This window comes from Streptomyces sp. NPDC024698 (assembly GCF_055559015.1).
Genome location: NZ_JBVHLK010000003.1, coordinates 399,052 through 422,023, shown reverse-complemented (window position 1 = coordinate 422,023; position 22,972 = coordinate 399,052). Strand labels below are relative to the sequence as shown.

21 protein-coding genes are annotated in these 22,972 nt (G+C 73.4%); 7 read left to right on the top strand and 14 right to left on the bottom strand.

All coding sequences use genetic code 11. The features are described from left to right. Positions 1 to 183 precede the first annotated feature (183 nt). Positions 184 to 1,230: a lactonase family protein gene (locus ACZ4AA_RS09750; RefSeq protein WP_467598244.1), complete on the top strand. Its 1,047-nt coding sequence runs from the start codon at positions 184 to 186 to the stop codon at positions 1,228 to 1,230. 136 nt (positions 1,231 to 1,366) lie between these two features. Here ACZ4AA_RS09750 and ACZ4AA_RS09745 read toward each other — a convergent pair whose 3' ends face one another. From ACZ4AA_RS09745 to ACZ4AA_RS09730, 4 genes are all read right to left on the bottom strand, one after another. Continuing rightward, on the bottom strand, positions 1,367 to 2,287 hold the full coding sequence (locus ACZ4AA_RS09745; protein WP_467598241.1) for a sirohydrochlorin chelatase: 921 nt from the start codon (positions 2,285 to 2,287) through the stop codon (positions 1,367 to 1,369). A gap of 145 nt (positions 2,288 to 2,432) precedes the next feature. After that, positions 2,433 to 3,464, bottom strand: a complete 1,032-nt coding sequence (locus ACZ4AA_RS09740; protein ID WP_467598238.1) for an N-acetylglucosamine kinase — start codon at positions 3,462 to 3,464, stop codon at positions 2,433 to 2,435. A gap of 47 nt (positions 3,465 to 3,511) precedes the next feature. Next, positions 3,512 to 4,189 (bottom strand): uracil-DNA glycosylase, encoded by a 678-nt coding sequence (locus tag ACZ4AA_RS09735; protein ID WP_467598236.1) that lies wholly within the window; start codon positions 4,187 to 4,189, stop codon positions 3,512 to 3,514. 256 nt (positions 4,190 to 4,445) lie between these two features. Next, entirely contained in the window at positions 4,446 to 5,531 is a 1,086-nt protein-coding gene (locus ACZ4AA_RS09730) for a WD40/YVTN/BNR-like repeat-containing protein (protein ID WP_467598233.1), read from the bottom strand. Positions 5,532 to 5,815: 284 nt separating this feature from the next. Here ACZ4AA_RS09730 and ACZ4AA_RS09725 point away from each other — a divergent pair, with 284 nt between their 5' ends. After that, the gene (locus tag ACZ4AA_RS09725; protein ID WP_467598230.1) at positions 5,816 to 6,394 is read left to right on the top strand and encodes an Rv1733c family protein; all 579 of its coding nucleotides are present in this window, start codon (positions 5,816 to 5,818) and stop codon (positions 6,392 to 6,394) included. Positions 6,395 to 6,734: 340 nt separating this feature from the next. On the opposite strand, the gene ACZ4AA_RS09720 is transcribed toward ACZ4AA_RS09725, so the two are convergent. The 3 genes from ACZ4AA_RS09720 to ACZ4AA_RS09710 all read right to left on the bottom strand — a co-directional run bounded on the left by ACZ4AA_RS09720 (position 6,735) and on the right by ACZ4AA_RS09710 (position 11,520). Continuing rightward, the gene (locus tag ACZ4AA_RS09720; protein ID WP_467598228.1) at positions 6,735 to 8,801 is read right to left on the bottom strand and encodes a HEAT repeat domain-containing protein; all 2,067 of its coding nucleotides are present in this window, start codon (positions 8,799 to 8,801) and stop codon (positions 6,735 to 6,737) included. Between the two features lie 310 nt (positions 8,802 to 9,111). Beyond that, entirely contained in the window at positions 9,112 to 10,980 is a 1,869-nt protein-coding gene (locus ACZ4AA_RS09715) for a phosphatidylglycerol lysyltransferase domain-containing protein (RefSeq protein ID WP_467598225.1), read from the bottom strand. Between the two features lie 189 nt (positions 10,981 to 11,169). Continuing rightward, complete coding sequence (locus ACZ4AA_RS09710; RefSeq protein WP_467598222.1) at positions 11,170 to 11,520, bottom strand: hypothetical protein; 351 nt, start codon at positions 11,518 to 11,520, stop codon at positions 11,170 to 11,172. A 206-nt stretch (positions 11,521 to 11,726) separates the two neighbouring features. On the opposite strand from ACZ4AA_RS09710, the gene ACZ4AA_RS09705 reads away from it, so the two are divergent. Both ACZ4AA_RS09705 and ACZ4AA_RS09700 read left to right on the top strand, forming a co-directional pair. Beyond that, positions 11,727 to 12,551, top strand: coding sequence for a hypothetical protein (locus ACZ4AA_RS09705; protein ID WP_467598219.1), 825 nt, complete (start codon positions 11,727 to 11,729; stop codon positions 12,549 to 12,551). Between the two features lie 131 nt (positions 12,552 to 12,682). Next, complete coding sequence (locus tag ACZ4AA_RS09700) at positions 12,683 to 13,384, top strand: sigma-70 family RNA polymerase sigma factor (protein ID WP_467598217.1); 702 nt, start codon at positions 12,683 to 12,685, stop codon at positions 13,382 to 13,384. Positions 13,385 to 13,512: 128 nt separating this feature from the next. On the opposite strand, the gene ACZ4AA_RS09695 is transcribed toward ACZ4AA_RS09700, so the two are convergent. Further along, complete coding sequence (locus ACZ4AA_RS09695) at positions 13,513 to 14,592, bottom strand: NADH:flavin oxidoreductase/NADH oxidase (protein ID WP_467598214.1); 1,080 nt, start codon at positions 14,590 to 14,592, stop codon at positions 13,513 to 13,515. 166 nt (positions 14,593 to 14,758) lie between these two features. On the opposite strand from ACZ4AA_RS09695, the gene ACZ4AA_RS09690 reads away from it, so the two are divergent. Beyond that, entirely contained in the window at positions 14,759 to 15,115 is a 357-nt protein-coding gene (locus ACZ4AA_RS09690; RefSeq protein WP_467598209.1) for an ArsR/SmtB family transcription factor, read from the top strand. A 73-nt stretch (positions 15,116 to 15,188) separates the two neighbouring features. Here the strand turns inward: ACZ4AA_RS09690 and ACZ4AA_RS09685 are convergent, their stop codons facing one another. After that, positions 15,189 to 16,538 carry an FAD-dependent oxidoreductase gene (locus tag ACZ4AA_RS09685; RefSeq protein WP_467598206.1) on the bottom strand — a complete coding sequence of 450 codons (1,350 nt, stop codon included), beginning with the start codon at positions 16,536 to 16,538 and terminating at the stop codon, positions 15,189 to 15,191. Positions 16,539 to 16,766: 228 nt separating this feature from the next. On the opposite strand from ACZ4AA_RS09685, the gene ACZ4AA_RS09680 reads away from it, so the two are divergent. Further along, on the top strand, positions 16,767 to 17,237 hold the full coding sequence (locus tag ACZ4AA_RS09680; protein WP_467598948.1) for a DUF6214 family protein: 471 nt from the start codon (positions 16,767 to 16,769) through the stop codon (positions 17,235 to 17,237). Positions 17,238 to 17,322: 85 nt separating this feature from the next. Here ACZ4AA_RS09680 and ACZ4AA_RS09675 read toward each other — a convergent pair whose 3' ends face one another. From ACZ4AA_RS09675 to ACZ4AA_RS09655, 5 genes are all read right to left on the bottom strand, one after another. Continuing rightward, positions 17,323 to 18,000, bottom strand: a complete 678-nt coding sequence (locus tag ACZ4AA_RS09675; RefSeq protein ID WP_467598203.1) for a TetR/AcrR family transcriptional regulator — start codon at positions 17,998 to 18,000, stop codon at positions 17,323 to 17,325. A 180-nt stretch (positions 18,001 to 18,180) separates the two neighbouring features. Continuing rightward, positions 18,181 to 18,408: a hypothetical protein gene (locus tag ACZ4AA_RS09670; RefSeq protein WP_467598200.1), complete on the bottom strand. Its 228-nt coding sequence runs from the start codon at positions 18,406 to 18,408 to the stop codon at positions 18,181 to 18,183. A gap of 187 nt (positions 18,409 to 18,595) precedes the next feature. Further along, on the bottom strand, positions 18,596 to 19,300 hold the full coding sequence (locus ACZ4AA_RS09665; protein WP_467598197.1) for an HAD family hydrolase: 705 nt from the start codon (positions 19,298 to 19,300) through the stop codon (positions 18,596 to 18,598). Positions 19,301 to 19,413: 113 nt separating this feature from the next. Beyond that, positions 19,414 to 20,349, bottom strand: coding sequence for a M56 family metallopeptidase (locus ACZ4AA_RS09660; RefSeq protein ID WP_467598193.1), 936 nt, complete (start codon positions 20,347 to 20,349; stop codon positions 19,414 to 19,416). 124 nt (positions 20,350 to 20,473) lie between these two features. Continuing rightward, positions 20,474 to 21,022 (bottom strand): DUF5134 domain-containing protein, encoded by a 549-nt coding sequence (locus ACZ4AA_RS09655; RefSeq protein ID WP_467598190.1) that lies wholly within the window; start codon positions 21,020 to 21,022, stop codon positions 20,474 to 20,476. Positions 21,023 to 21,254: 232 nt separating this feature from the next. Between ACZ4AA_RS09655 and ACZ4AA_RS09650 the strand changes: the two genes are divergently transcribed. After that, positions 21,255 to 22,898 carry an FUSC family protein gene (locus tag ACZ4AA_RS09650; RefSeq protein ID WP_467598187.1) on the top strand — a complete coding sequence of 548 codons (1,644 nt, stop codon included), beginning with the start codon at positions 21,255 to 21,257 and terminating at the stop codon, positions 22,896 to 22,898. The last annotated feature ends 74 nt before the right edge of the window (positions 22,899 to 22,972 follow it).

Here is a 22,972-nt window from a genome sequence, read left to right as displayed (position 1 = left end):
CCGCCTCGGAGCGGCCGCCGTCACCCAGCTCCGACGCGCGCCGGCGAGGCCCGTGGTGACCGTCCTGAGGGCTTCGGACTCCGACGACCCGCCTGCGGCGGGCGGCCTCTCCTTTTGGTCTAGACCGCAGCGTCGTGACTGCTACCGTCGCCCCGACGCAGCGGGATCGAGAGGGGACGAAAAGTGGCGCAGGGCGACGGGTGGCGACAGCGGGCGTTCATCGGCTCGTTCACGGCGGCGGGAGGCCTCGGCGTCCTCACGGCGGCCGTGGATCCGGACAGTGGCGCACTGACCGTGCTGAGCGCGGTCGACGACGTGCCCGACCCCTCGTATCTGGCCCTCGCGCCCGAACGTGACGTCCTGTACGCGGTCAGCGAGACCGACGAGGGCGCGGTGGCCGCCTTCCAGGTGCACGGCGACAAGCCGGAACTGACCGGTCCGCCGACTCCGACGGGCGGCAGCGGCCCCACCCACCTCAGCGTCTTCGCCGGACACGTCCTGACCGCCGACTACGGCTCGGGCAGCGTCAGCGCGGTCCCCGTCCGTCCGGACGGGGGACTGGCGCCCGTCGCCTCCGGCGTGCTCCGCCACAGCGGCTCCGGTCCGCACGCGCGGCGGCAGCAGGCCCCGCACGCCCACCAGGTGCAGCCCGACCCCACCGGCCGCTGGGCCGTCAGCGTCGACCTCGGCACCGACTCGGTCCGGGTCTGCTCGCTCGACGGCGGAACGCTCACCCTGCACCGCGAGACCGCCCTGCGTCCCGGCTCCGGGCCGCGCCATCTCGCCTTCCACCCGCGGGGCGGGCACGCCTACGTCCTCAACGAACTCGCCCCGACGGTCACCGTCTGCCGCTGGGACGGCGAGGAGGGCTCGCTGCGGCCCGTCGGCGAGACGCCGGTCCTGTCCGGTGTCCCGGACGGCGACGCGTACCCCTCGGGCGTCGTCGTCTCGCCCGACGGCCGCTTCCTGTGGACCGCCGTCCGGGGCCGGGACACCGTCTCCGTGCTCGGCGTCGACGCGTCGGGCGAGGGCCTCGCACTCGTCGCCGAGGTGCCCTGCGGCGGTGTCTGGCCCCGGGCGCTCGCCCTCGACCCCTCGGGGCGCTTCCTGTACGTGGCCAACGAGCGCTCCGGCGACGTGACCTGGTTCGACGTCGATCCCGACACCGGCGTCCCGCGCCGCGGCGGTTCGGTCGAGGTGCCCGCCGCGTCCTGCGTGGTCCTCGGCTGACCCGGCCGGCCCGGCACGCCCCCGGGGGTGGGCCTGGCCGGCTTCCGCGCGCATGGGAAAGGGCCCCTCCTGACTCAGGAGCGGGCCCTTTCGGTGTGCGGGTGGTACGGGTGCTGCCTTCGCGTGCGGCGGCCGGCTAGAAGGCCGGCGCTCCCTGGTTCTGCGGCGGCGCGATGCCCAGCGCCGACGTGTACTGGGAGAGCGCGAGCTTGCCGATCGCCGGGTACGGGCCGAGGGCCTCGGCGGCGCTGCACCCGGCCTCCTTGGCGGCCGCGTCCAGCAGACCGGCGTCGAGCTCGGGACCGATCAGGTACGGCGCGAGCGCGAGCTGCTGCGAACCGGAGCCACGCAGCTGCTCGGCGATGGCCGCGATGGAGCCTTCCTCGTCGAGGGCCGCCGCCATGACCGGCACGGCGAGCCGCGCGGCGAGCAGCATGCCGGTGATCCCGGCCGCCTGCACCGCGTCCTCGCCGCCGACAGTGGCGAGCACGATGCCGTCCGCGGCGGTCGCCACGGTGAACAGCCGGGCGCGGTCGGCGCGGGCCAGACCGGCCTCGGAGAGGCGCACGTGCAGCGCCTCGGCGAGCAGCGGGTGCGGACCGAGGACGTCGGTCAGCTCGGCCGCGACACGGCTTTCCATGACCGCCTGGCGGATCCGGCGCAGCAGGGCGTTGTCCGGACCGGCGAGCAGCGGCACCACGATGCCGACCGGGCCGTCGGGGGCGGAGGCGTCGGAACCGGCGGCGCGGGCCTGCTCGAAGCGCGCGGTGCGCTCCTCGGCGGCGTGGCTCAGCACGGACTGCAACGTGGGGAACTCGTCGTCCCCGTCCAGGTAACCGATGCGGGCATCGAGGCCGGGGAGCTCGGAGCGGGCGATGCTCACGACCTCCTCGGCGAGGCTGCGCGTGGCGGCGCTGGGGGTGCCCGGCACCGCGAGGACGAGCGCGGGCGCGCCCTCAGGAGCCGCCAGGGGTTCCGGACGGCGGTGCCGCCCGGCTTGGCGGGGTCGCGGCATTCGTACTGGCAGGCCGGACGCGGGCCCAGTGGGGGAGCTCATGGCGCCGCATGTTACTGGTTTCCCGGGTTCCCCTGTTCGGGGAGGGTGCAGGTGAGCGGTATCCGTCCGCTTTTGTCTGATGAGTTACGTACAGATCAGAAATGGTCAGTAGAAGCGGAGTTGTCGCTCCTGCGGCGAATTCAGGTCATGGGTCGGCCGATACGGCTTTTTCGGTCACCACAGACAGCATCCGCCCGTCCAGGGGCAGCGCGAGCCGGCCGTCGGCCAGGCCGGCCGCGATCCGGAGGGCGCCGTCGAGCGGGTCGCCCGCGGCCGGCACCTGCCGGGCGTGCGGCAGGTGCCGGGCCAACTCCTCGCCCAGGGGCCCGAGGAGCGCGGTGCCCAGGTTGAACAGGCCGCCGGTGAGCGCGAGATGAGGCTCGTCCCCGGCCGGGCACACCGCGGCGGCCGACTCGGCCAGCTGCCGTGCGGCGGCCCGCAGGATGTCCTCGGCCACGGGGTCGCTCCCGGAGAGTCCGGCGACCTCGGGCGCGAAGGAGGCGAGTACGGCGGCCCGGTCCGTACGCGGATACAGCAGGCCGGGGAGTTCAGGCATCGGCCCGAACACCTCACACGCGCGGGCCAGCAGCGCGGCCGAGCCGCCCGGGCGGCCGTCGAAGGCGCGCAGGGCCGCTTCCAGGCCCGCACGGCCGATCCAGGCCCCACCGCCGCAGTCGCCGAGGAGATGACCCCACCCGTCGGCCCTGCGCCACGACGTGAGGTCGGTGCCGATCGCGATCATGCCGGTGCCCGCCGCGATCACGGCACCGGCGCGGGTGCCCAGGGCGCCGGTGTACGCGGTCACCGCGTCGGCCGCAAGGGCGAGCCGGCGTACGCCCAGTTCACGCTCCAGCGCGCCCGGCAGTTCGTCCCGCAGCTCGTCGCCGAGCGTGGCGAGTCCCGCCGCGCCGACGGCGGCCGCCCCGAGTCGCACGACGCCTGCCTCGGCCATCAACCGGCGTGCCATCGGCAGCAGTTGATCCAGCAGATGACGGGCGGAGATCCCGCGCGGACCGGTACGGACCGGTTCGCGCGAGGTCAGCGGGGCGCCGAGCGCGACCGGGGCGGTCGACGGAGCGGCCGCGCGGCCTGCGGGAGCGGACTTGTCGTCCGGCCCCGCGTGCGCGGCGAGCGCCACGCGCAGTCCCGAGCCCCCGGAGTCCACGGCCAGCACCACGGCGGGGCTCCACCCGTTCCGTGGCCCGCCGCGCACCCCGTCGGGCGTCACGGCAGGCGCCAGTCCACCGGCTCGGCTCCCTGCTCGGCCAGCAGGGCGTTGGCACGGCTGAAGGGACGTGAGCCGAAGAAGCCGCCGTCGGCCGACCGCGGCGAAGGGTGCGCGGACTCGACCGCCGGAAGACCGCCCAGCAGGGGGCGCAGATTGCGGGCGGGGCGACCCCACAGGACGGACACCAGCGGGCGGCCACGGGCGGCCAGGGCCCGTATCGCCTGTTCCGTGACCTCCTCCCAGCCCTTGCCCTGGTGCGCGCCGGAGCTGCGGGGTGCGGTGGTGAGCGTCTTGTTGAGCAGGAGCACGCCCTGCTCGGTCCAGGGGGTGAGGTCACCGGTGGACGGCTGGGGCGTGCCGAGGTCGTTCCTCAGCTCGGTGAAGATGTTGATCAGGCTGGCCGGCAGGGGGCGTACCTCAGGGGCCACCGAGAACGACAGGCCCACCGCGTGTCCCGGGGTCGGGTAGGGGTCCTGCCCGACGATGAGGACGCGTACCTCGTCGAAGGGCAGCTGGAAGGCCCGCAGGACATTCGCCCCGGACGGGAGGTAGGTGCGTCCGGCGGCGATCTCCGCACGCAGGAAGTCGCCCATGCGGGCGATCTGTCCTGCCACGGGTTCGAGGGCTTTCGCCCAGCCGGGTTCGACGATCTCATGCAACGGTCGTGGTGCCACGGGCGTCACCCTACTGCCGTGCACATGGCCGAGATCAAACTGGTGGGCGTCCGGCGACCGGGGATGACCGATTCGTTGCCGAATCGGACGTGTCCGGGCACAAGACGCCTGTCGGCGCTGGCTGTTGGGACCGAGGGACGACCGGACGGCGTCGACCAGACAGCGGCGACCGGACAGCGTCGACCGGACCGCGTCCGCTCGACCGCGTCCGCTCGACCGCGACGACCGGGCCGCGACGACCGGAGCGCGTCGGCGTTCAGGCCGTCACCGCCGCGCGGACGCACAGCACGTCCGGCAGATGCGAGGCGAGCTGCTGCCAGCTGTCGCCGTCGTCCGCCGACGCGTACACCTCGCCGTTGCGGTTGCCGAAGTACACGCCCGACGGGTCCGCGCCGTCCGTGCACAGAGCGTCGCGCAGCACCGTGCCGTAGTGGTCCTCGCTGGGCAGCCCGGCCGTCAGCGGTTCCCAGGTCATGCCCGCGTCGTCCGTACGGAAGACCCGGCAGCGCCGGTCGGCCGGGACCCGGTCCGCGTCGGCGTTGATGGGGAAGACATAGGCGGTGTCACCGCGGTGCGGATGCGCCGCCACCGTGAATCCGAACGTGGACGGCAGGTCGGCGCCGATGTCGGTCCACCGCCCGGCCCCGTCGTCACTGCGGTACACGCCCCAGTGGTTCTGGAGGTAGAGCCGGTCCGGGTTCACCGCGTCGCGTGCGACCTTGTGCACGCACTGGCCGAACTCCGGGTTCGGATCCGGCAGGAACACCGCGGAGACACCGGAGTTGGCGGGCTCCCAGCTCGCGCCGCCGTCGGCGGTACGGAAGACCCCGGCCGTGGACACGGCGACCGTCACGGCCCCCGGGTCGCGCTCGTCGGTGAGGATGGTGTGCAGCCCCTCACCGCCTCCTCCGGGAACCCACCGGGAGCGGGTGGGGTGTTCCCACAGAGGGCGTACGAGTTCGAAGGACTCGCCCCGGTCCTCCGAGCGGTACAGCGCGGCCGGCTCCGTCCCCGCGTACACCACGTCCGGTTCGGCGGCCGCGGGATGCAACTGCCACACCCGCTCCAGCGAGGCTCCCGTGTCCTTGGGGAACCTGACGGCGGGCCGGGCGGGTTCGGTCCACGTACGGCCCAGGTCGTCGGAGTGGAACACGGAGGGGCCCCAGTGCGCGCTGTCCCCGCCGGCCAGCAGCCGCGGCCGCTCGCCCCGGGAGTCGATCGCGACCGAGTACACGGCCTGCGCGTTGAAGTACGGGCTCTCGTCGAACTCCCAGGTGCCGCCGCGTCGTCGCCCGATGAAGAGTCCCTTGCGGGTGCCTACCGTGAGCAGTACGTCGGCCATGACCGGCCACCTCCGCGACGTCGTTGTCTGCGCTACGGGCCAGTCTGCACCCGGGCACCGACAGTCTCCCTTCGGCCCGGCGTCCGCGCAGGTCGGAAGGGTCGTGTCGCCGCGCGACGCGTGCTCGCGGGACCGCCCGGGAGGCCGTCCGCCGGGAGGGCCGACGGGCTCCCGACCGCCCGCGTCGGACAGCCGGCGGGGACCGGGCGTGAGCATCGCGCGGAGCGCGCGCGTAAGGAATGGAGATGTGGCGTGTCCGTGCGGTCGTGAGGAGGATGCCCCTGATGGCGGCGTTCCGTGGTCCGAAGGTCTGGCTGTGGCGGTGGCGGCGCAACCCGCTGCGACGGCGGAGCGATGTCCTGGAGGCCTGGATCATGCTCGCGGCCTGGGCGTTCGCGGTGCTGGGCGGCGCCGTCGCGGGCCTGGTGACCGTCTGCGGCGTGGAGGACACGCTCGCGCGCGAGCGTGCGGAGTCACGCACCGTACCCGCCCAGCTGGTCGCGGACGCGCCGGCCGCGGGAGCCGGCGAGCCCGCCGGGCGCGTCGTGTGGACCGAGGTCCGCTGGACGGCACCGGACGGCAGGGCTCGCTCCGGCCGGGTACGGGTCGCGGCCGGCACCTCGGCGGACACCCCGGTCCTGGTGTGGACCGACGCCGACGGCCGCCTCGTCACCCGTCCGCCCTCCGTCGCCGTGGCCCGGCTGCGCGCATGTCTGATCGCTGTCTTCGCGGCCGGGGGTGTGGCGGCGGGGCCCTTCGCCGTCGGCCGTCTGCTCAGGGGGCGGCTGGAACGGCGGCGCGTGGACCGCTGGGACGCGGAGTGGGAGCGGATCGGACCGCTGTGGGGCCGGATGACCAGCTGACCGGACGGCACTCTGCGACACCACCGGCACACCCCGCGCCATCGAGCCTCGCGCCGCCGGTCGCCTCCCGCCTCCGCCCTCCTCGGGCCCGCAGCCCAGGGCGGATCCGGCGCCGGCGTGCGCCGGCGGGTCCGTGCCGCCGGCCCCGGCGGACCCGCTCCCGAGCAGATCCGGCGCCGGCGTGCCCAGGTGCCTTCGCGCCGCTCGGACCCGGCGGACTCACCCCGAAACGCTCCGAAGACCCCCCGCCCCGTCCCGCGTCGCTCAGCCGTGGTCCTCCCGGTGCCCGCTCGGCCCCGCTTCGTCGAACACACCGCTCGGATCCCCGGACCTCGGCCCGTCAGGCGGCCTCCAGGACCGCTCGGCAGTTCCGCAGCAGCAGTTCGTCCTCGAGTACGTCGTGGCTGCCGTGGCCGCCGGAGCGGGCCCGGTGACGTCTGGGCGAGGCCAGTTCCGTACGGATCAGGTCATGGACGGGTGCGCCCGCGCCGCCCATCCGGACGAGGCACGCGGTGATCGTGCCGCGCGTGTACGCGTTCAGGCGCCAGACCTCGCGGAACACCGGCAGGACGGGTTCCGGGTCTCCGGCGACGTCCCACAGGGCACACGCGGCGGCCGTCCGCTCCCACACCTCGGCCGAGCCCGCCAGGCGACGCAGTCCGGGCAGCGCGGGAGCGGCGACGGCCCCGATGCGGCCCAGGGCCTCGGCGGCCGTCCGGCGACCGCCCGCGTCCCGCTCCGGGGCCAGCGCCCCGAGCAGCGCCGGAAGGACCGCCTCCGCGTCCCCCTCCACGGCCCGCAGCGCGTCGGCCGCCACCACGGCGTGCTCACCCGTCAGCAGGTCCCGCAGCGTCGGTACGGCCGCGCGCGCACCCGGCCCGAACGCGCCGAGCGTCCTGGCCAGCGCGTTCACCAGGGCGTCCCGGAGTCGCAGTTCGCGTGGTGCGCCGTCCAGCAGGCGGAGCACTTCCGGTACGGCCTCGGTGTACCGGAGTGTGCCGAGGGCGTGCAGAAGCGGGGCCGCGCGGTCGTAGGTGTCCGGAGAGTCGAGCGGGACAGCGGCCAGCCGTTTCCGCAGCAGGGGAGCGAGGGGCGCCGCGGCCGGTCCCAGATGTCCGATCGCGTAGCCGGTCTCGTTCGGCACGGCCGGACGGCGCAGCACCTCCGCGAGGGCCGGTACCGCTCGGGCGTCCCCGCACCTGGCCAGGGCCTTCAACGGGCGGTCCAGCGTCGCCGTTCCGTGTCCCCCGGACGTGGAGCCCGACTCCACGAGGGCGGCGAGCCGGTCGGCCGCCGGAGCCGCCAGGGTGAACAGGAACTCCAGCACGGACACCGCGGCGGAGCGCAACCGCTCCTCGTCCGAGGCGAGTTGCTCGCCGATCAGGGCGACCGGCTCCTCGTACGCGCCCCGCCACTCACGGAACAGCCCCGCGGACATCCACACGGCGTTGCACCGGTCGGCCGTGTTCCGGCTGCTCAACTGGCCCTTCAGCAGGGCTATCCGGTCCTCGGTGCGGGCGCCGAGCGCCTGGTGCAGCGTCCGGAGCAGCCGCGCGCCCTCCTCGTCCGCGGGCCGCATGCGGCGCAAGCTGCCGATGAGGGTGTCGGAGGACGTCCGGACGGGCTCACCGGCCGGCCGGAGCCGCTGTGACCTGGTGTGCAGCAGGCCGACGACCGTGGGTACGAGGTCGGCGGGGAGCCGGTCGGCGGCGCACGAGGCGAGCTGTCCGAGCGCCGCGAGCCGCAGCCCCGGGTCGTGGGGCGGGCCGCACAGGGACACCAGACAGTCCACCGCGGGGGCCACGGAACGGCCGTACAACCGCGCGAGGAGCCCGATGCTCTCGACCAGCGCCAGCCGGACGGCGTCCTCCGGTTCGTCCCGCAGCCGCTCGCTCAACAGGGCCAGGACACGCGGCGGTTCGCCATGGAAGCGTACGAGTGCCGGTGGCGCCGCGCGGCGGACCTCCGGGTCCCCGTCCGTGACGAGCTCCAGGAAGAGCCCGGCACCCGCCCGGACCGCCGCGCGCGCCATCGCGTGGTTGTCGCCTCCGGGTTCCTCGGGGTCCCCGGGGCTCAGGGGTTCCTCGCCGTCCCCGGTGTCGTCCGCTCCGTACGCGATGTCGTCCGCGTCCTGCGATCCGCCGATGCTGGCGAGCAGTTCGACGATTCCGCCCCGGTCGGGGAGCTCCGTCCGTCCGGCGAGCGTGAACAGGAAGGGGATGGACGCGAGCGTCGAGTCGTACACGTCGCCCTGGTGGTGCACCGCTCCGTACATCCCGTCGAGCGCGGTCTCCCGCTCCTGGGGGAGTGGCGAGGCGAGTCCCCGCAGCAGCTCCGGCACGTCCGCGGCGCTTCCGTAGGCATGCTCCATCGAGGCCCAGTCGACCTCGTCGATCCCCCTGAACACGGTGTCCTCCCCCTGCGTACGGCCATTTGATCGTGAGTGTGCACCACGGCACTGACAGTGACGCCCGTGAACCGTCACGTCGATGGCGTAGGTCCAGCCAACTCCCGCATGAAAGGCCGTTTTCCGACGGTCGGGCGGGGCAAAGCCGTCGCTGGGACGGCCCGGCCGGGGGCGCGGAGAGGGCGGGCACGGCGCGGTCGACGCGGAGACGACGCAGCCGGGCACCCTGGGTGGGTGCCCGGCTGTGTGCCGAAGAGGGCGTGGCCGTCGCCCGGGACGCGGAGGGGGCCCTGTCCTGACTGGTCCCGCCCTAGTCCTTCGCCGCGGACGACGCGGGACTGCCGGAGACGGCCGGGGGCGCCGTCTCGGCCGCCGCCGACGGCCGGCGGTCGGGGTGCGCCGGGCGCCGGGAGGCGAACCGGGGCAGGGCCGGCGGGGCGAGGAAGCCCTCCGCGCGGGCCGCGGCGATGCCGATGCGAGGCAGGTCGGCGCTCTTCTCGAAGAGGAGGTAGCGGGGCTCCCAGACCGGCCGGTACTTGGCGTTGGCCCGGTACAGCGATTCGAGCTGCCACCAGCGCGAGAGGAACGTCAGCAGCGAGCACCACAGCCGCAGCACGGGTCCCGCGCCCAGCCGGGTGCCGCGCTCGAAGACCGACCGGAACATCGCGAAGTTCAGCGAGACCCGCTCGACGCCGAACTCCTCGGCGTTCAGCAGCAGCTCGATCACCATGAACTCCATGAGCCCGTTGTCGGAGTTCCGGTCGCGGCGCATGAGGTCGAGCGAAAGCCCCCGCTCACCCCACGGCACGAAACTCAGGACGGCTCGGGGTTCCCCTTCGCTGTCATGGCACTCCAGCATCACGCAGCGTCCGTCGGCGGGGTCTCCCAGGCGGCCGAGCGCCATGGAGAAGCCGCGTTCGGTCTCACCGTCGCGCCACTGGTCCGCCTTGTCGGTCAGGTCGGCCATCTCGGGCTCGGGAATGTCCTCGTGCCGGCGGACGCGCACCGTGTAACCGGCCCGCCGGACGCGCTTGTGCGCCTGCCGGACGCCCCGCATGGCGCGTCCCTCCAGGGTGAAGTCGGACCGGTCCACTATGGCTTCGTCACCGAGTTCCAGAGCGTCCAGGCCGTGCCGGGCGTAGACGGTCCCGGCCTCCTCGCTGGCGCCCATCACCGCGGGCGTCCACGCGTGCCGTCGTGCCTCCCGCAGCCAGGCGTCGATCGCGCCGGGCCAGGCCTCCGGGTCGCCGATGGGGTCCCCGGAGGCGAGGGTCACGCCACCGCGGACGCCGTACGCGATCGCCGCCTTGCCGCTCGGGGACCAGATGACCGACTTGTCACGGCGCAGGGCGAAGTAGCCGAGCGAGTCGCGTTCCCCGTGCCGTGCCAGCAGCGCACGCAGCCGGGTCTCGTCCTCCTCGCCGAGGAGTTCGAGACCGCGCGGTGAGCGGAAGCAGGCGTAGAGCACCAGCAGGAAGGTGGCGGCCGTCAGGACGTTGACCAGGATGTCGACCCAGCGGGGTGCGACGACGGTGTCGAACCGGTCGGCGAGCGGGCCGACACTGATGCCGCGCAGCAGTGTGTACGCGATCCGGTCGCTCAGCGGGGTCCCGGAGACACGGTTGGTGGCGCTGACGAGCAGGGTGCCGAGGGTGGCGCTGACGAGCAGTCCGCCCGCTCCGACGGCGAGCGCGAGCCGGGGGTTCGAGCGGTCCCCTACGGCGTGGAACTCCTTGCGCCCCAGCAGGAGGGCGACGACGAAGAGGGCCGTGAGAAGGGCCGACACCCAGTTGAAGACGTGCCGTTGGTAGCGGTCCTGGGTCAGGGCCACGACGTAGAGCGCGAGGAGAGGCCCGGCGAGCAGCAGGTTGAAGATCCAGGCGGCTCGTTTGCGGCGCCGCATCACGAGCGCGAGGAACAGGGCCAGCGCCGCCGAGATCAGTCCGGCGGTGGCCAGATACGGGGTGAAGAACTCACCTCCGTTGTGCTCGTGCACCTCCTCGCGGAACGGCAGCGAGATCACCGCGACGATGTTGAGGAGGGCGAGCAGCCGCAGGTACCAGACCGTGAACGCGGCGGCTCGTGGCCGGATTCCGTCGCCCGCTCGTCCGGACCGGGCCCCGCGGCGCGAGTTCGCGTTCCGCTGCTCCGGGATGAGCGCTGACTGTTGTACGGACACCGTGGAGCATCACCTTGAGGAGAGGCCGGGATAACCGGTGGGGACAGAGGCCGGAACACTACATCTTGTAAGGAAGAGTGGGGTTATGGCCAGACAGGGGTGACGTGAAGAGGTAAGGAGGTGTTGAGAATACGGACCACCGGGCGCGGGCACACCCGTCCGACGGGTAAGAATCTCGCCCCGGATCGCTCAGCGGCGGGGTGAAGTCCCCCGGTCGCGGGCCGAATTCCCGAAATGTCCGCCCGGGCGCGGGTTTCCGCTGTCACCGAGCGCGCGGTCGCGCCGGGTCGCCCACCAGAGGAGGTCACCGAGCGCCGCTCCCGCCAGGACCAGGGCCGTGATCACCCCGGCCATGGTCAGTCCGTCGCCGAGGTGTGGTCGTCCGTGCAGGGCGTGCAGGTCGAAACCGCACAGGTGGTACACACCCAGCGCGGCGATCCCGAGACTCGGTACGAGCAGTGCCAGCACGGACGCCGGTCCGCGCACCGCGCTCCCGGCGGCACGTTCCTTCACGGGCTCCCCCTGATGTACGACGCTCACCGCGGGGACCCTACAGTACGTAGGGTGGCCCTGTCCTGGCTGTGCTTCGACGGTGCTCCGGCGGCTACCCCGGTCCGCCCCCGACATGCGGGGCCGGGCCGCGCGGGCCGCGTGATCCGGATCACGGGCGCGTCACCCGTCCGGTGTCCGCCCGTTTCCGTACCCCTCCATACCGTCCTGACCCCGGATGCGAGGATGAGGGCCGTATGACTGCCGGGTGGTGCACGCGGATGCTGCGGGCCGTGATGTTCGCGGCCGTCTCCGTGGTGCTCGCCGCCCTGGGGCACGTGATGATGTCCGGCTCTCCGGTGGCCTGGTGGGCGTTGGCCGGGGCGGGAGCGGGCACGGCCGGGGCGGGCTGGTGCCTGGCCGGCCGCGAGCGCGGGCTTCCGCTCGTCGTGTCCGTCGTGGTGATCGCCCAGACCGCGCTCCACACCGCGTTCTCGACCGCGCAGTCTTTGGCGCTCGCGGCGGGGACGGGCACCGGCCCGGCGGCCGGACCGGGTCGCCCGGGTACGGATGTCATGGACGGCATGGTCATGAGAGCCATGGGGTCGGCGACCATGGGCTCCATGGATCTCACGGGTATGGGATCCATGGGTTCCGGATCAATGACTGGCTCCGGATCCACAGGTATGAGTCCCATGGGGGCCGGGTTCATGGGGTCCGGGTCCGTGGGCATGGGGACCATGGGCGGGGAGTCCATGGGTTCCGGGACCATGGCACATCTGTTCTCCGGGGGAGCCGGGGCCGGCTCGCTCTCGGCGCTCGGCATGCTCGCCGCCCATCTCCTCGCGGCGCTGCTCTGCGGCCTCTGGCTCGCATACGGCGAACGCGCCGCGTTCCGCGTCCTGCGGGCGCTGGCCACCCGGCTGGCCGCGCCCCTGCGCCTGCTGCTCGCCCTTCCGGTGCCGCCGTACCGGCCGATCGTCCGGCTGCGCCGACGCTCCTCGGACCGCGCCCCGCGCCTCCTCCTTCTCGTCCACGCCATCACTTCCCGGGGTCCGCCCGTGGGGACCGCTGTCGCCTGAGACAGCCGGTTCCCCGAAGCGCCTCCTGAGCGCTTCGGGCTTCGGCCGTACCTCCGTACGGCCGCTCTCCCCTCACCGGACCCATGGCCTCGCGCCGGTCCGGATCACGGACGACCCGAGAAGGACACCTGGTGATCACTCCTGCCCTGTCCGCCCCGCCCGCGCCGAGCCACGGCTACGGCCACGGCCACGAGGGGCGGAACGAAGACGACCGAGCGGTGTCGGCCGACGCGTCGGCGACCGCCTGGGCGCTGGCCGCCCGCGCCGGTGACCCGGCCGCCGTCGAGCACTTCGTCCGCGCGCTGCACCGCGATGTCGTGCGCTATGTCGCCCACCTGTCCGCCGATCCGCACGCCGCCGAGGACCTCGCACAGGACACGTTCCTGCGGGCGCTGGGCAGTCTGCACCGGTTCGAGGGGCGCTCCTCGGCACGCACCTGGCTGCTGTCCATCGCCCGCAGGGCGGTGATCGACAGCCTGCGGTACGCCGCCGTCCGGCCGCGCTCGGCCGGCGCCGCGGACTGGCAGGCCGCGGTGGAACGCGCGCAGCCGCTCGGGCTGCCCGGCTTCGACGACGGAGTCGCCCTGCTCGAACTCCTCGACATGCTCCCGGGCGAACGGCGCGAGGCGTTCGTCCTCACCCAGATGATGGGCCTGCCCTACGCGGAGGCCGCCCAGGTCAGCGGCTGCCCGGTCGGAACGGTCCGCTCCCGCGTGGCGCGCGCCCGCGCGACCCTGCTCGCGCTGCTCACCCAAGCGGAGACCGAGGTGACGCCGAAGGCGGAGGTGACGGTCGAAGTGCGAACCAAGGGGGCCGTCCCGAGTGCCGTCTGACCATGCGGCCGTCTGACCCTATGAGCGTCTGACCGAGTGACACGGGGGTCCGGCGTCGGCGTGGAGGACGGAGAGACACGTCAACCACCCCGCGCCGGGCCCCACTTCGCCCCCCGTTGGTCAGGCGGCTACACCGACCGGTGGTACTGCTCGGGTACGTGCACCTCGGCCCCGAGTTCGCGTGCCGCGAGCCGGGCGAAGGACGGGTTGCGCAGCAACTCCCTGCCCAGCAGCACCGCGTCGGCCTCCCCGTTGGCGACGATCTTCTCGGCCTGTTCCACGTCGGTGATCAGGCCGACGGCGGCGACGGCCATCGGGGTCTCCTTCTTCACCCGTGCGGCGAAGGGGACTTGATAGCCCGGTCCGACGGGAATGCGGACGCCGGAAGCGTTCCCGCCCGTGGAGACGTCGAGCAGGTCCACGCCGTGCTCGTACAGCTCGGTGGCGAAGCGGACGGTGTCGTCGGCGCTCCAGCCCGCGTCCTCCAGCCAGTCGGTGGCCGAGACGCGGAAGAACAGCGGCTTCTCCTGCGGCCAGACCTCCCGTACGGCGTCGACGACTTCGAGGGCGAACCGGGTGCGGTTCTCGTACGAGCCGCCGTACGCGTCGGTGCGGTGGTTGGAGTGGGGGGACAGGAACTCGTTGACGAGGTAGCCGTGGGCGCCGTGGATCTCGACGATCTCGAAGCCGGCGGCCAGGGCGCGACGGGCCGCGTCCGCGAACTGGCCCACGATCTCCCGGATTCCGGCGACCGTGAGCTCGTCGGGAACGGGATGATTCCCGTCGAACGCGAGCGCGCTCGGAGCGAGCGCCCGCCAGCCGTGGGCGTCGGGGCCGACGGGGGCGCCGCCCTTCCAGGGGCGGTCGGTCGAGGCCTTGCGCCCGCCGTGGCCCAGCTGCACGGCCGGCACCGTGCCCTGCGCGACGAGGAAGTCCGTGATGCGGCGGAAGGCCTCGACCTGGGTGTCGTTCCAGAGGCCCAGGTCGAACGGGGAGATCCGGCCCTCGGGCGAGACGGCGGTCGCCTCGACGATCACCAGCCCGGTCCCTCCCGTGGCGCGGGCCGCGTAGTGGGCGAAGTGCCAGTCGTGCGGGGCGCCCGCCGAGGGGCCGTCGGGCGCGGCCGAGTACTGGCACATCGGGGGCATCCACACCCGGTTGGGGATGGTGACTTCGCGCAGGACGCAGGGCTCGAAGAGAGCGCTCACGACCGACTCCGTTCGTCGCAGGACCGAGATACGCCTCGTACGATAAACCTCGTAGTACGTCGAGTGTCAAACTACGACGACTCTCGTACAATGACAGGCGTCGGGTGAAGCCGCCGGACGCCGCCGAACGGGACCGGACCAGGTCCCCGGACGAAGTGGAGCCGACGTGACGACCGCCGCCACCGCCGCCAGTGGCCGTGATCTGCCGCATCCCGTGCGGGAGGAGATCCGGCTCGAGTCGGTGCTGCACGCGCTGTCCGACCCCATGCGGCTGCGGATCGTCCGCGAGCTCGCCGCCGAGGGCCGTGAACTCTCCTGCTCGGACTTCGTGCTGCCCGTCACCAAGTCCACGACGACACACCACTTCCGGGTGCTCCGGGAGAGCGGGGTCGTCCGGCAGGTCTACCGCGGTACGGCCAAGCTGAACGGCCTGCGCGCCGACGACCTCGACGCGCTCTTCCCCGGACTGCTCGGCCGGGTCCTCGAAGCCGCCGCCCGGCAGGCCGACCGACTGGCGCCGTGACGAGGCACGACAGCCGCTGACCCACCGGGGGCCCGGGGCGACTCCGTCCCCGGCACGGCCGTCGGTGCCGCCCTCAGGCCTCCGCGGTCCGCGCCGCCGTCCACAGCGCGGCCCAGTCGGGCAGCTTGACCACCTCGCGGCCCAGTGCGGCTCCCAGTTCCGCCTCGGCCCGTTCGATGGACAGCCATCCGGCCCATTCGACGGGCCGGACCCCCTCGGCCCGCAGGGCCGCGAGCGGATCGTCCAAAGCCCCGCGCCCTTCGAGGGCGGGGGCGTCCTCCAGCAGGGAGGTCACCGTCTCCTTCGCGCAGGGGCGATTGGTCCCGATGACCCCGGTCGGGCCCCGCTTGATCCAGCCCGCCACGTACTCCCCCGGCGCGACCACACCCTCCCGCAGGACGCGTCCCGCCCGCTGCGGCACCGTGCACCGCTCGGGGTCGAACGGCATCCCGTCCAGCGGAACCCCCCGATAGCCCACCGAACGCAGCACCAACTGGGCCTCGATCTCCTCGAATCGGCCGGTGCCCCTCACCCCGCCCGCCCCGTCCGGCACGGTCCGCTCGAACCGCACGGCACCCACCCGGCCGCCGTCGGCGAGGAGTTCGACGGGCCGGAGGAAGAAGCGCGGGCGGATGAGACGCGGACGGCCCAGCGGCGCGGCTGAGGCCCAGCCCCTCAGGACCTCCACGTTGCGCCGCTGCGCGGCGGGCAGTCCCGACGGATCGAGGTAGGCGGGATCGAGCGCCAACTCCGCCTCGTCCACGCCGATGTCGGCCTCCGGCAGACCGCCCAGCTCGCGCAGCTCCTTCGTGGTGAAGCGGGCCTGCGACGGCCCGCGCCGCCCGACCATGCTGATCTCGGCGACCTCGCTCGCGGCCAGCGCGCCGAGCGCCGCCTGCGGTATGTCGGTGGGACGCAGCTCGGGCTCGGTACGCGCGAGGATCCGGGTGACGTCGACGGCGACGTTCCCGACGCCGATGACGACGGCCGAGCGCACTCCGGCCACGAACGCGCCGGCCGTGGAGTCGGGGTGCGCGCTGTACCAGGACACGAACTGCGTCGCCGACCAACTGCCGGGCAGGTCCTCGCCCGGAATGCCGAGATGCCGGTCGGTGGCGGCGCCCACGCAGTACACGACCGCGTGGTAGAGCTCGCGCAGACGCGTCACGGACACTCCGCCGGGCCCCACCTCGACGCCGCCGAGGAAGCGCACGCGCTCGTCCGTGAGGACGGTCCGCAGATTGTTCTGGAGCGACTTGATCTTCTCGTGGTCGGGTGCCACGCCGTAGCGCACCAGGCCGAACGGGCAGGGCAGCCGGTCCAGGACGTCGACGCGGACGTCGGGAGGCCCGCTCCGCTGGACCAGACCCTGCGCGCTGTAGACCCCGCTGGGTCCCGAACCGACGACGGCGACACGCAGCACGCGGAACTCCTCACCCGAGGGATCAGGAAGATCGCTGACAAGGACATCGCTGACAGGACATCGCTGGTGCTCCCAGGATCGCACCACCAGGTGCTCGGCTGACAGGGTGCGGCGCGTGCCGGTCGCGCGCGTGTCCGTTCGTATGGAATGTGATGATGCGGTTACGTTCCGTATGTGCTAGACGCGTCGTTTCTCAATCTGTCCGACCGCTGCCGCACGGACGGCGAGGTGTCCGTGCGGCCCGCCTGGGAGGTACGGGAGTCCGGGGCGGGCGTCACGGCGTGGTTCGACGTCCGGCTGGCGTTCACGGACGGTGCCCGGGTCGACCTGCTCGCCGTGGTCTCGGAGACGTCCCTGTCGATCGAGGACGTACGGGCGGAGCCGCCCCTCTCGCTCGACGACCTCGCGGTGGTCGCCGAGTGGATCGAGGAACCGCTGTCCGAGGTGTGCGGGAGCCGCCTCGGCCCGGCCCGCGACCAGGGCGGGGAGAGCCAGGCGCGGCGCGCCCGCCCCATCTGGCCGCGCGGCGCCGAGGGCCGTCTGCTGGTGGCGCGGGAGTACCGGATGGCGCAGAAGGAGGGCCTGGACCCGGTGCTCGCCGTCATGGACGCCACCGGCCACAGCCGCCGCAAGTCGCTGAGGCTGATCGCAGGGGCGCGTGACGCCGGGTTCCTGACACCACGTCACGTCCGCCGCTGAGGGCCGGGCGCGCTCCTGTCGCCCGGCGCCGTGAGCGCGGTCGCGAGGTCCGACGGAAATCCGCCGAACGTCCTTGTACGGAAGGCTACTTGGCCTGGCCGCCCTCGGGTTCCGGACCGGTCGCGAAGAAACGGGACAGATCCGTCTCGCGCGGGACGGCCGGAGCCTCGGGGTCCGGCGGCACCCCCATCTCCCAGTCGAGGCGGTAGCGCTTGAAGAGTTCGGCCCGCAGCACCGGGACCCTCATCGGCACGCCCGGCACCAGCGCCGAGTAGACCGCTCCCATCAGCAGGGCGCGCAGCATCGGGTAGTCGGCCGAGATCTGCTGGGAGCCGTACCGCGCGACGGTGTCCCCGAGGAGCTCGGAGAGCCGAACCTGTTCGGGGCACTGGATGAATCCCTCGGCGTGGAGCAGCCCGGCCATGTGCTGTCGCATCAGCACCGGCTGGTCCTGGGTGAGGCCCAGGATCGCGTCGATGGCCCGCGCCATCCGCTCCCGGCCGTCCTCGCTGCGCGGCTCGCGGTCGAGGGCTTCCTCCAGGGTGCGGTACATCAGCCGGTGCACCGCGGACTGGAGGAGCTGGCGCTTGCCGGGGAAGTAGTACGAGACGAGCCCGCGCGCCGACCCCGCGCGATCCGCGATGTCCCCGAGCGTCGTGGCCTCGTAACCACGCTCGCTGACCAGCTCGACCGCGGCTTGCAGCAAACGTTCCCGGGAACGTCTCCGCAACTCTTCATTGACCGAGGCGCTTCTCGGGGACATGCTGTAACTCCTGCGTTGACTGGCTGCCAGCCAACTATACTCAACGCATCCGGATCCAGGCCCTCCGCGGGTCGGTTCCGGGCTGCCCCCGACCTGGGGCGACGCGGGGGATCGCCTCAGGTCGGACGCGCGGCGGCAGGCGCCGGGGGAGTGCCGGCCGCGCGAGGGCGGCCTCCGTCCTCATCGACGCCCGTCGCGCACCTCGCACATCTCGCCCTGACGTGGGCGCCGTTGTGCGGCGAGGTAGGCGCGTCGCCAGTTGGTCACCATGTACCAGCCGACCGACAGACTCAGCAGCACGTTGCCGACGAGCGTTTCCCTGTCGTCGCTGCGCGCAGTGTTGTGGAGGGCGGTGGCGGTGACGTACGTGAGCAGGCCGGCGAGGAGGATCCAGAGCGCTGTCTTCATGGGGGACCTCAGGATGGGGTGGGCGGGGGCGCCAACGTAGCCACGGATCCCGAATTGCGAGGCGTTTGGCCTTTGTTGGCCAAAACTTGACCATGGGGGCCCGGTCGGGATCGGACGTCACACCTTCCGTGGCGGAATCCCCTACGGCGAGCGGTCCCGGGGAGTCGAACGGCCGTTTCTGGTGACGTCAGTCCGTGTCCACCAGGCCGAGCACCGGCCGCAGTCCGTCCGGCCGGTCGGTCGCCGGCAGATGGTCGACGAAATGGACCGCGCAGCCCAGCGCCGCCGCGCCGCCGTCCGCCCTCCGGTCGTCGCCGACCATCAGGGTGTCCTGCGGGGCGATGCCGAGTGCGGCGCAGGCGGTCGCGAAGAGCCGCGGATCCGGCTTCTGGACGCCGTGCTCGTAGGACAGGACGTACGTTCCGATGTACGGGTCGAGCCCGTGCTCGCGGAAGACGGGCCGCAGGTCCCAGCCGATGTTGCTGACCACCCCGACGGCGAGACCCCTCTCGCGCAGCGTGCCGAGCACCTCGGCGGCGTCGGGATAGGGCGTCCACGCGGCGGGCCGCATGTGACGGTCGTAGAGAGCCTCGTACAGAGCGGGATCGGGCAGCGGCACCTGCCGGGAGACGCCGGTGAAAGCGGCCCGGTGCTGCTCGGCACTGTGGTCGCGCTCTTCCCACGCGGCGAGGAGGTGATCCGGCACCGGCCGCACCGGCCGGGCCCCGCCCGCGAGCGCGCCCACCGCGTCCAGGTCCCGCGCCTTCCGCGTCAGCTCCCCCTCGGGGAGCGCGTGACCGCTCTCCGCGAGCACCGCGCGCAGCCACGACTCCGTGTCCTCGACGCGGAAGAGGGTCCCGGAGAAGTCGAACAGCACACCCTTGAAGGTCATACGAGAGATCTTTCGCGGCGGATTCCGTGCCGGTCAAGGCGGCCCTGCCCGATGAACCCCTACGAGAGGCCCGTACGCGCGAGAACCGGCCGACGGCCGAGCGGCGCCGGGGTCTAACCCAGTGCGCGCAAGCCCGGCACGAACGCCACGAGGACCGGCACCACCGGCACCAGCGCCGCCGCCGCCGTCAGTTGCAGCCGCCGGGCCGTCGTGAGCCGGTCCCGGGGAGTCAGAAGGCGGTCCACCCGCTGCGGGACGCACGCGCCCGGGGCCTGTCCGGGCCCGAACACGCCCCGGTCCTCGTTGAGTTCGACCAGGGCGAGAGCGACCGTGAGCCGGCCGAAGCGACGCGAGGCCATGTCGTCGGCGGCGAGTTCGACCAGCCGGTGCATCTCGTCGCGGAACGCGGCGAACACCGGCACCTGCGGAAACCCGTTGGCCAGCGCCCCCGAGCAGTGCAGCAGCCAGTCGTGCCGGGCCCGCGCGTGCCCCTGCTCATGGGCGAGCACGGCATCCAGTTGCCGTCCTTCGAGACGGCGCAACGCGGCTGTGGTGATGACCAGCCGGGGAGCGGTGCCGGGCAGCCACCAGGCGTCGGGGCGCTCCCCCTCCAGCACGACGAGACGGCCCGATCCCGGCTCCTCGCCTGGCAACAACGGTGCGCGCAGAACGAGTTCGGACCGGCTCTGCCGACGCCGCAGCCGCGCCCTGACGATCTCGCGCGCCAGCATCGCCGCGGTCCAGGCGCCGCCGCACGCGAGCACCACGGCCGTGGCGGCGGCCCAGCGGGCACCCGCGCCGTGCGCGTAGGCGTCGACGACCCGGGCCGGCGCGCCGTCGAAGACATGACCGCGCACCGCCACCCAGGCGGCGGACGCGCTCAGGGTCATCGACAGCACGCAGCACAGCAGGACGGCCGCCACCACGCACTGCCACACCCACAGGGCGACCACGGGTTCCCGGTCCGGCCAGTCGGCCCGTGCGAGCAGTCGTGGAGCGACCACGGAGGCAAGGGCGCCGAGCAGCAACAGTGCCGCGGGGACCATCATGGCCGAAGCCTATGAGCGGGGCCCGCCGGTGGATACCGGCAGCGACCCCAAGTGACGTACGCCACGGGTTCGTGTCACACCCGGACTCCCTTGAGGCGCAGCCGACTTCGGAGCGTGAATGGCGTCAGAGGGTGACCAGCATCGCGAGCATCCCGATCCCCATCGACAGGCGGCAGGCCTGGGAGAGCTCGGGACGGTCGCCCCAGCCGACCGTGCGGGCGGCCGGACCCGGAGTGACGGCCACGGGCAGCAGACGGGCGCCCGAACGGAGCACGTACCCGGTGAAGTACAGCAGGAGCATCCCGGTGAGGACGGGGACGCCGGTGCCGCCGTGGACGTGATGGGCCGGAGCGGTCGTCATCACCGCCGCCATGTAGACCATCGCGACCGTGCCCATCAGATGGTGCAGATGATGTCGGCCGCCGCGGGCCGCCACCAGCGCGCGCAGCGCGGCGACGCCGAAGACGGCCGTGCAGGCGAGCCAGACCCAGTGCGGAGGGGTCACCACGGCCGCCGGCACGGCCATCGCGGCCATGCCGAACCCCATGAGCGCCTCGCCGCCCGCGGTGCGGCGCTGTTCCTCGACCGGACTGCGCATCCGCAGCAGGCAGTAGGCCCCGGTCGCCGCGCACAGCGCGACGAGCAGCCAGCCGGGTGAAGCCGGTCCGTGCACCGCGTACCTCCCGCTCGACGACGTCGGACACGCGACGCGGGACACGCGACGCCGGGCAGGAGGTGCCGGGCAGCGGTGCCGGACATCGCACAGTCGGTCAGGGCATGCCCCGGGTGGCCGGGGCGCATACGAGCGCAGGGTTGTAAACGGGGGAGCGTGCGGGAGTGCACCGCAGGTGGGAGCCGCCCGGAGAGACTAATTTACAGGTAAAACACCTGCTAAGGTTTTAGCCATGAGCAGCGTGAACCCTCCCGGCCCCTCCCGCGCACGCCGGCTTCCGCTGGCCGGCACGCTCCGGCTCGGCAGGCCCTCGGACATCTGGTTCAAGCCCGCCCTGAGCGTCGTGGTCGCGGTCGCCCCGCCGAACCTGATCCTGCTGGCCCTCGGCCGGCTGGACCTGGCGATGTACACCATGGCCGGATCGCTCTGCGCCCTCTACGCCCACAGCCGCCCCTACGCCGCACGGGCCCGGGTCCTGGCCTGGGTGGTGGCCGGGATGCTCGGCGGCCTTGGCGTCGCGCTCGTCACGGCCTCGCTCACCACGAACGCCGTCGTCCTGGTCACCGTCGGCGCCCTGCTGGCCGCCGCTCAGAAGACTCTGTGCGACGCCACGCGCATCGGCCCGCCCGGACACGTGGTCCTCGCCTTCATCTCCTCGGCGTCCCTGTTCGTGCCGCAGAGCCTCGGCCAGGTTCCCGGCCACCTCGCGCTGGCCGCCGCCGCGGGAGCCTGGGCCTGGATCGTGGGCATGGCCCCCGGGCTCGTCCGTCCGCACGGTCCGGAGCGACGTGCCACCGCCCACGCCCTGAACGCGGCCGCGGCCTGTGCCGGCGCCCCGGACGACGCCCGTGCCCGTGCCGCCGCGGCCGCCGCGGTCCACGGTGCCTGGCAGTCGCTCCTGTCCACGGGAGCCCGTTCCGCGCCCCGGCGCGCTCTGGAGCGCCTCGTCGTACGGGCCGAGGTCGCGCTCGCCGCACCCGCCGACACCGACCCCGAGCGGCTGCGCGGCCTGGCCCGCGACCTGTCCGGCACCGGCCCCGTTCCGCCTCCCGGCGGTCTCGGCGACGCCGCGGACGAACTCCTCGGCGTCGAGGCCGCGCTCGCCTTCGGGGAACCGCCCCTGCTCCGCCGCCTGCGCCCGCTCGCCCCGATCGCCCTGCGCACCGCGCTCGGCTGCGCCCTCGCCGGATACGTCGCGCTCGCGCTCGGCGTCGGCCGCCCCTCCTGGGCCCTGGTCACCGCCGCCTCCCTCTATCAGGCCAACGTCACCCTGACCTGGAGCCGGAGCGTCCAGCGGGTCACCGGCAATCTCCTCGGCGTGGCGGTCTTCGCCGTCCTCGTCCCGCTCGCCCACGCCGGACCGGCCGCCCTCGTCCTGTGCTGCCTGGCCCTGAACTTCGGCGCCGAGGCGCTGATCGGCCGCAACTACTGGCTCGGCAGCGTCTGCGTGACCCCCATGGCCCTGCTGATCACCGAGTTCGCGCACGCCCAGCGGCCGGGAGAGCTGATGACCGACCGGGTTCTGGACACCCTGGTCGGCGCGGTGGTCGGCTTCCTCGCGGCCGTCGCCGTGACCGACCGGCGGGCCGGGGACCGTATCGAGGACGCGCTCGCCGCGGTCGGACGGGCCCAGGAACACGCCGCGGGACTCCTCGTCCAGGAGCTGCCTCCGCCCGGCGAGCTGGAGTCGGCCCGCCGCGGTCTGTCCGCCGCCGTCGTGCACCTGCGGTCCACCGCGGACGCCGCGGCCGGCGAATGGTGGCGGCGCGCCCTGCCGGAGGAGCGGGTGATGCGGGCCGAGCAGGCCGGACACCGTACGCTCGCGGCGACGGTACGACGCCAGGGACTGCACTGCTGGGAGGGCGCACAGGCATGACGACAGCGGACGGGCCGAGAACGGCGGACGACGACCCGACACCGACCGACGCGACCACACCGAGCGACATGACC